Below are 8,003 nucleotides of genomic sequence, written 5' to 3' on the forward strand. Positions count from 1 at the left end.
CTACGCGAGCGCGATCATGTACACGATCTGCACCGCGAGCATGACGAGCGCGATGGGTATCTGCTTCTTGATCACGCCGTTGTTGTCCTTCATGTCCAGGATGGCGACGGGCACCATGTTGAAGTTCGCCGCCATGGGCGTGCAGAGCGTGCCGCAGTACCCGCACGTGAGCGCGATGCTGCCCACCACGACCGGGTCGGCGCCGAGCGCGAGCACGAAGGGCGCGCCCACGCCGACGGTCATGACGGTGATAGCCGCGAACGCGTTGCCCATGACCATGGTGAAGACCGCCATCCCGATGCCGTAGACGATGATACCCACGATCATGTTACCCTCGGGGATCACCGACGAAACGATGCCCGAGATGACCTCGCCCACGCCCGCGGCGGTGAAGACCGAGCCCAGCGCGGCGAGCAGGATAGGTAGAAGCGACACCGGCCCCACCGCATCGAGCATCCGGCGCGCGTCGTTCAAGAACACGGTCGGCGTGTTCTTCTTCGAATACAGATGCATGATGAGCGCCGCGGCGAGGACGCCCACGCCGATGCCCACGAGCGAGCTCACGGGCGTGAAGAGCGCGAACGCGAGCGCGAAGACGCCGATGCAGAGCGCCGGGATGAAGATCTTCATGCCGATAGCGTGGAAGTTGCCCTCCATCTCGCGCTCCGTCGGGGCGTCGTTCGTGCCGGGCGTCACGCGCTTGAGCACCGCCGGCACGACCATCACGATCACGAGCGCACCGGTGAGCGCGCTCGGCAGCCAGCGGCCCATGATGAAGAGAAAGCCCAGGATGCCCCAGAACAGCGCGCTGCCCACGCGGTGCTCGTTGCGCTCGTCGCGCAGGTTCTTCCACGCGGTGTAGAGCGCCACGATGCCGTTGGCCACGTAGAAGATCTCGAGCAGCTTATCGGAGAGCGTCACGTCGGGGCTCATGTAGAACTCTAGGGGACCCATGCTCACTCATCCCCTTCCTCGAAGACGTCCGGATCGGGCGAGGCCGCCGCCTGCTTGGCGTAGGCGCGGTCGAGCAGCAGGTAGAGCGCGATGGTGAGGACCGTCGCGGTGATCGCGATGGGCACCTGCACGAGCATGAGGTCGATGAGCTCGGTCTGGTAGCCCAGGTCCGCGAGCGTCCCCTGCACGAGCAGGGCGCCGGAGGTTCCCACGAAGAGCATCTGGCCGAAGAACCACGCGACGTTCTCCATGCCCGAGGCCATGCCCTTGATGTTCTCGAGGTACGCCTCGGTCAGCTTGCCGGCGCGGTTTTTCGCCGCCGCCTGCGCCATGGGCATGACGATGGGCCGCACGAAGCCCGCGACACCGCCGAAGCTCACGTTGAAGGCCGCGAACACCAGGCGGAAGATGCCGTAGAGGCCCACCACCATGCCGGCGCTCGCGCTCTTCGCCTTCTGCATGAGGGCGGCGGCCGCCTGCTTCAGGCCGTTGCGCTCGAGCGTGCCCGTCACCACCATGACGATGATGAAGATGGGGATGCTCCGGTTGCTCACGAAGCTGTTGCCCAGGGTCTCGAGGAACTCCATCGGGTTGAGCCCGCCGGCCAGGGCCGTCGCGACGGCGGCGACCATGATGACCAGGATGGAGTCGAGCTTCAGGGCGAAGCCCACCACCAAGATGACGATGCCTATGAGTGTGATGTACTCCATGCCGTCTCCTTCCTTCCGCGCACGGCCGACGGCGTCGGCTCCCCGTGTCGCGGTGTTGTCCGCACGGAATGCTATTTATGATACAAGTAACGCGCGTGCGGTGTCGGAGCACGCGGTGAGGAGGGCGCACCATGGCACGGGAACGGGACATCGAGCGGACGCTCGTCGTGGGCGACATGCACGGCAAAGAGGAGGTCATCCTGCCCCGCGTCGACGCGGCGGTCGAGCGACTCGGCTGCGCGCGCGTCGTGTTCTGCGGGGATTACGTCGACGAATGGCATTCGAGCATCCTGGGCATGCGCGACGCGATGCGGGCGCTGCGCTCCTGGGTGCTCGAGCGGCGCGCAGGCGGGCTCGCGGTCGAGCTCGTGGCCGGCAACCACGACCTGCAGTACCGGCTGCGCGAGCCGGGGCCGGGCACGCACACGGCGCTCTTCGACGAGGTGGCGCTCCTTTTGGACGAGCTCGGCGTGCGCGCCGCGACGGCGGTGGGAGAGGCGCTCGTGACGCATGCGGGCGTGACGCGCGCCTGGGCGAACGACTGCCTCGACCTCGCGGAGGGCACGGATGCGGCGGCCCTCGCCCGCCAGCTCAACGCCCTGCTCGACCATGGCGAGAAGATCTCGCTGCGCATGCTCACCCAGGCGGGCGCGGGGCGCGGCGGCAGGGAGCTGCCGGGGCCGGTCTGGGCGGATCGAGGCGAGCTCTGCGCCGACCCCCTGCCCGGCTTGGACCAGATCGTGGGGCACACGCCCGTGCCCACCGTCGAGGTGCGCCCCATCGATGCCGGGGACGGCGCGCAGGCTCCCGTCCGGCTCGCCTTCTGCGACACGTTCAGCTTGACGAGCCGGCTCTCCCCCATCGGCGACGGCAGCATGCTCGTCGTGGATGGGGCGGGCATGCGCGCCGTGGGCGACGAGGAGCTCGGCCTCCCGCCGTGGAAGCCCGCCGTCTGGGACTGGATGACCACGCGCTTCCACGCGCTTTGATAGAATCCAAGCGACTGATGTATACCAAGATGTGAGGAGTGCCGATGGCGAACGGAAGCGCCACGATGTCCGCGTTCGAGATCCTGGGTCCCATCATGGTGGGTCCGTCGTCCTCGCACACCGCGGGCGCGCTCAGGCTCGCGCAGGTCGCCGCCTCGCTCATGGAGGCGCCCGTCGCACGCGTGCGGTTCGTCCTGCACAACAGCTTCGCGCACACCTACCGCGGCCACGGCACGGACCGCGCGCTCGTCGCGGGCATCCTCGGCCTCGCTACGGACGACGAGCGCATCCGCGACGCGTTCGACCTCGCACGGGAGCGCGGGCTCGCCTTCGAGTTCGTCCGGGGCGCCGACGATACCCACCTGCACCCCAACACCGTCGACATCGAGATGGTCGATGGCGCGGGCGCGTCGTGCTCCGTGCGCGGCGAGAGCCTCGGCGGCGGGCGCGTGCGGCTTTCGCGCATCAACGGCGTGGGCGTGAAGATCACGGGCGAGTACGACACGGTCTTCGTCGCGCACCGGGACGCCCGCGGGGTGCTCGCCGCCCTCACCGTGCTGCTCTCGACCTACGGGCTCAACATCGCGTTCATGCGCACGTACCGCACCGAGCGCGGGGGCGCCGCGTACACGGTGTTCGAGCTCGACGAGCTGCCCCGGGGCAGTCAGCTCGACGCCCTGCTCCAGGCGCTGCGCGCCCACGAGCACGTCGAGGTGGCGACGCTCATCCGCATGCCCGGGACGACGGCCGCGCCCGAATCCGGCGAGCTCGCGCCGAACTTCGCGGACCCGTGGGAGCTCCTTGCCCTCTGCGAGCGGGGCGGCCGCTCCCTCGGCAGCATCGCCCGCGCCCGCGAGGAAGCGCTTCTGGGCGCGGATGCCGCGGCGCAGGCGATGCGGCGCGTCATCGAGATGATGCGCGCCGAGACGACCGAGCCCGTCGAGCACCCCGTGCGCTCGCTCGGAGGCCTCATCGGCGGCGAGGCGGCGCGCGTACATGCCGGGGCGGACCGCTTCGCGGACGGCCTCATGGGGGCGGTCCAGACCGATGCCGTGGCGCGCGCCATGGCGGTGCTCGAGCGCAGCGCCTCGATGGGCGTCATCGTCGCCGCCCCCACGGCGGGATCGGCCGGCATCGTGCCCGGATGCGTCCTCGCCGCGGCGGCGCATCTCGGCGCCGACGACGCCGCGGTCGCCGAGGCGCTCTACGCCGCGGCCGCCATCGGCCTCATCCTCACGTTGAATGCGAGCGTCTCCGGCGCGGAGGGCGGCTGCCAGGCGGAGGTCGGGAGCGCGGCGGCCATGGCGGCGGCGGCGCTCGTGCAGCTCTTCGGCGGGACCCCGGAGCAGGCGCTCGACGCCGCGTCGCTCACCCTCGCGAACCTCCTCGGCCTCGTGTGCGACCCGGTCGGCGGCCTCGTCGAGGTGCCCTGCCAGGCGCGCAACGCCATTGGGACGGCCGCGGCGTTCTCGTCCGCCCAGCTCGCGCTTTCCGGCGTGCGCCCGCTCGTCCCCTTCGACGAGATGGCCTCCGTCATGCGCAGCGTCGGCGCGGCGCTGCCCGCGAGCCTGCGCGAGACGGCGCAGGGCGGCATCGCCCAGGCACCGAGCGCCTGCCGTGCCTGCACCGGCTGCGCCTGACGGCCGGATGTAAAAATACCCCAGGGGTTATTTTACATGGGTCGCGTGGGTCTCCCGACAGGTCACTCTCGTGGGATGTAAAATAACCCCTGGGGTATTTTTACATCATCCCTGGGGTAATTTTGCAACCACGTTTACCTCGCAAAGCCCACGATTTTGCCCCTGCAAACGGCTATAATGCCCGTTGCAGCAGAACCATCCAGCCCAAGGGGGCTCGCACTCGATGCCGAATCGCGCAACCAAAGACTCCCACGCGCCCGCGCACTTCGCACCCGCGGACGCCGCCCCGCGCCGCAAGCGCAACGTTCCCGCCATCGTCGCCATCATCATCCTGGCGATCCTCGCCGTCGCATATGTCGCCGGAGCCGTCACGTTCTCGTTCATCTACTACCCCGGCACCTCGATCGCCGGTACGGACGTGTCGCTCAGCACCGCCTCCGATGCTGCCGAGCGCATCCGCGACGCGCGGCCCGTATATACGCTGCATGTCGAAGGCGACGGCCTGACCTGGGACTATGCTCCCGAGAGCATCGACGACCTCATCGACGTGGACGCCATGGCGAACGAGGTGCTCGCGCGCAACGAGGCCTTCATCTGGCCGGCACGCCTCATCTCGGCGACCCTTGGCAGCAGCAAGGACGCGAAGACCCCCGTCGACCTCTCCGCGACGCCGGACTTCTCCGCGTTCTCCGCGACGTTCGATGAAACGGCGTTCGACGAGGAGCTCGGCGCGGCCGTCGACGCCCTCAACGAGGGGCGCTCTGGAACCTTCACCCCCGCGGGCGCCTACGACCCGGATACGAACACCTTCTCCCTCGAGCGCGCGGAGGCCGGACGGCAGCTCGACCGCGACGCGATCGTCTCCTTCGCAAAGCTCAAGCTCGCTGCCCTCGACGCCCAGGCGGACCTCACCGAGCTTGGCGAGGCGGCGTTCCTGCCGCTCGCGGACGGACATACCGAGGAGGAGATCGAGGCGTCCTGCACCGCCATGAACGAGCTCGTCGGTGCCAACGCCGCGTTCACGATGGGCGGCACGGAGGTCGCCCGCGTGGACGGCGCGCAGATCGCCCAGTGGATCGCGCTCGATGAGAACCTCACGCCCCAGCTCGACGAGGAGGCTATCAACGCGTGGGTGAACAGCCTCGCCGATTCCCTCGACACGGTGGGCACGGAGCGGAGCTATACGCGACCGGACGGCAAGGCGGTCACGGTCTCGGGCGGGTCGTTCGGCTGGAAGGTCGACCGCGAAGCCCTCGCGCAGGCCGTTCACACCGCCGTGAGCGAGAAGCAGACCGATCCGGTCGAGGTTCCCTGCACCCAGCAGGGCGATGTCTTTACCGCTCCCGGCGAGCGCGACTGGGGCGCCTACATCGATATCGACATCTCCGAGCAGTACGCGCGCTACTACGACGCGGACGGCAACGTGCTCTGGGAATCCGGCGTCATCACCGGCAACCCCAACCTCGGGCAGGACACCCCCACGGGCGTGTACTACATCAACAACGCGGCGCGGAACATCACGCTCATCGGCGCGGACGACCCCGAGACCGGTGAACCGAAGTACAAGACACCCGTGAGCTTCTGGATGGCGTTCGTGGGGAGCGCCGTGGGCCTGCACGATGCCACCTGGCAGGCGTCCAGCTCCTTCGGCGACCCGAACGCCTGCTACTACGCGGGCAGCCACGGCTGCGTGAACCTTCCCTACGACAAGGCGGAGGAGCTCTTCGGCATGATCGAGGTCGGCACCTGCGTCGTATCCCACATGTAGCGGAGGACGCGATGGCCGAACGGATCCTGCTCGTCGAAGACGACCCCACGATCGTCGAGTCCCTCGGCGAGCTGCTGCGCAGCGAAGGGTACGCGGTCGATAGCGCCGCCACGCAGGACGGCGCGCTTGCGGCGGCGCTCGGCACGGGCGGCGCGCATGCCGGCACGCCGACGCCCTATGCGCTCGTCCTGCTCGACGTCACGCTCGCGCAGGGTAACGGCTTCGCGGTCTGCACGGCACTCAAGCAGGCGCGGTCGAACCTGCCCGTGATCTTCCTCACGGCGTCGAGCGACGAGTTCACCACGGTCGCGGGCATCCAGATGGGCGCGGACGACTACATCGCCAAGCCGTTCCGACCCCGCGAGCTGCTCGCGCGCATCGCGGCGACCATTCGGCGGGCGCAGCCCGCGCAGCGCGTCCTGCGCTTCGGGGCGCTCACGATCGACACCGACCGCGCGCACGTCGAGCGCGACGGTGCCGAGCTCGCGCTCTCCGCCCTCGAGTACCGACTGCTCTTGCTCTTCGCCCTGAACCCCGGCAAGCTCGTCACGCGCGAGCAGATCCGCACCGCGCTCTGGGACGACGCGGGGACCTACATCGAGGAGAACACGCTCTCGGTCTACATCAAGCGCCTCCGCGACAAGATCGAGGACGACCCCGCCCACCCCGTCCTCATCGAGACGGTGCGCGGCCTCGGCTACAAGGCGTTCGGATAGGAGGGCCCGTGCTGCGCAACCAGGAAGTCGCCCGGGCCGCGGTCGCCTCGCTCGCACTCGTGGCGGCATGCGCCGTCGCCGCGTCCGCCTTCGGTGCCGCGGGCTTCCTCCCCTGGATCCTCCTCGCCGCCGTCGCAGCCGCGGCTCCCTGGATCTGGCTCACCCGCAAGCGCTACCAAGCGATCGCGCGCCTGAGCCAGAGCATCGACGCGGTGCTCCACGGCGACCGCTCCATCGACCTCGCGAGCATGAGCGAGGGCGAGCTCGCCATCCTCGAGAGCGAGCTCGGTAAGATGGTCATGCGCCTCAACCTCACCGCCGACGAGCTCGAGCGCGAGAAGCAGACGCTCGCGAACGGCCTCGCCGACATCTCCCACCAGATCAAGACGCCGCTCACGTCGCTCTCCATCACCACCGAGCTCGTGCGGAAGGCGCTCGACGCGCGCGGCGATTGCGCGGACGAGGTCGAGCGCCTGCACCGCATCGAGCGGCTTCAAGCGCATGTGGAGGACCTGGTCTCGACGCTACTGCGGCTCGCCCGACTCGACGCCGGCGCGCTCGCGCTCGCCCATGAGCAGGTGGATGTCTCGGATATGGCGCGCGACGCGGCGCGACCGCTCGCGATTGCCTTCGACCTCGCCGACGTGGCGCTCAAACTCGACATCGAGGACGGCTGCTCGTTCACCGGCGACCGCGCCTGGACAGCCGAGGCCTTGGGGAACATCTTGAAGAACTGTCTCGAGCACACCCCGCGCGGCGGGCGCGTGACGGTCACGGCACATGAGGACGCCCTCGCCTGCCGCATCCGCGTTGAGGACACCGGTCCCGGCATCGCCGAGGAGGACCTCCCGCATGTGTTCGAGCGCTTCTACCGGGGCGCTTCCGACCGCGCGGGTGCGTCCGCTGTGAACCCCACGGGCGTGGGCATCGGCCTCTCGCTCGCCCAGGGGCTCATCGACGCCCAGGACGGCACGATCTGCGCCTCGAACGCCCGCGACGAGGCAGGCCGCGTCACCGGCGCCCGCTTCGACATCGCCTTCTTCAAAGCCATCGTGTAATGAGTCATTGGGGACGGGTTCGTTTGACTCACGGAGTCATTTGAACCGCCCCCCGTTTCTTGGACACGGAAATGGAGGTCCGAGAGATGGGGGGCATTCTCATGTCCATCGACCTACGGTACGGGCACGGGCGCGCGGCGAGGTCGCTCGCCGCGGACCTGTTCGCGG

7 protein-coding genes are annotated in these 8,003 nt (G+C 69.1%); 5 read left to right on the forward strand and 2 right to left on the reverse strand.

What is annotated here, in order from left to right:
- Both B5G02_RS03260 and B5G02_RS03265 read right to left on the reverse strand, forming a co-directional pair.
- Positions 1-954 (reverse strand): DUF979 domain-containing protein, encoded by a 954-nt coding sequence (locus B5G02_RS03260; protein WP_241146148.1) that lies wholly within the window; start codon positions 952-954, stop codon positions 1-3.
- A 2-nt stretch (positions 955-956) separates the two neighbouring features.
- A complete protein-coding gene (locus B5G02_RS03265; protein ID WP_094335167.1) occupies positions 957-1,664 on the reverse strand; it encodes a DUF969 domain-containing protein in 708 nt (235 codons plus the stop codon).
- A gap of 131 nt (positions 1,665-1,795) precedes the next feature.
- On the opposite strand from B5G02_RS03265, the gene B5G02_RS03270 reads away from it, so the two are divergent.
- The 5 genes from B5G02_RS03270 to B5G02_RS03290 all read left to right on the forward strand — a co-directional run bounded on the left by B5G02_RS03270 (position 1,796) and on the right by B5G02_RS03290 (position 7,835).
- Entirely contained in the window at positions 1,796-2,653 is an 858-nt protein-coding gene (locus B5G02_RS03270) for a metallophosphoesterase (protein ID WP_019238409.1), read from the forward strand.
- 44 nt (positions 2,654-2,697) lie between these two features.
- Positions 2,698-4,293 (forward strand): L-serine ammonia-lyase, iron-sulfur-dependent, subunit alpha, encoded by a 1,596-nt coding sequence (gene sdaAA, locus B5G02_RS03275; RefSeq protein WP_094335168.1) that lies wholly within the window; start codon positions 2,698-2,700, stop codon positions 4,291-4,293.
- Positions 4,294-4,516: 223 nt separating this feature from the next.
- Positions 4,517-6,061 carry a L,D-transpeptidase family protein gene (locus B5G02_RS03280; protein ID WP_094335169.1) on the forward strand — a complete coding sequence of 515 codons (1,545 nt, stop codon included), beginning with the start codon at positions 4,517-4,519 and terminating at the stop codon, positions 6,059-6,061.
- Positions 6,062-6,072: 11 nt separating this feature from the next.
- Positions 6,073-6,777: a response regulator transcription factor gene (locus B5G02_RS03285; protein ID WP_094335170.1), complete on the forward strand. Its 705-nt coding sequence runs from the start codon at positions 6,073-6,075 to the stop codon at positions 6,775-6,777.
- An 8-nt stretch (positions 6,778-6,785) separates the two neighbouring features.
- Positions 6,786-7,835, forward strand: coding sequence for a sensor histidine kinase (locus B5G02_RS03290; RefSeq protein WP_094335171.1), 1,050 nt, complete (start codon positions 6,786-6,788; stop codon positions 7,833-7,835).
- The last annotated feature ends 168 nt before the right edge of the window (positions 7,836-8,003 follow it).

It is taken from the genome of [Collinsella] massiliensis (assembly GCF_002161605.1).
GTDB lineage: Bacteria > Actinomycetota > Coriobacteriia > Coriobacteriales > Coriobacteriaceae > Enorma.

Bases quoted from the DNA above. Each gene is read 5' to 3' on its own strand.
- B5G02_RS03285 (WP_094335170.1), top strand. From the start codon at position 6,073: ATGGCCGAACGGATCCTGCTCGTCGAAGACGACCCCACGATCGTCGAG.
- B5G02_RS03260 (WP_241146148.1), bottom strand. From the start codon at position 954: ATGGGTCCCCTAGAGTTCTACATGAGCCCCGACGTGACGCTCTCCGAT.
- B5G02_RS03265 (WP_094335167.1), bottom strand. From the start codon at position 1,664: ATGGAGTACATCACACTCATAGGCATCGTCATCTTGGTGGTGGGCTTC.
- B5G02_RS03270 (WP_019238409.1), top strand. From the start codon at position 1,796: ATGGCACGGGAACGGGACATCGAGCGGACGCTCGTCGTGGGCGACATG.
- B5G02_RS03280 (WP_094335169.1), top strand. From the start codon at position 4,517: ATGCCGAATCGCGCAACCAAAGACTCCCACGCGCCCGCGCACTTCGCA.
- sdaAA (WP_094335168.1), top strand. From the start codon at position 2,698: ATGGCGAACGGAAGCGCCACGATGTCCGCGTTCGAGATCCTGGGTCCC.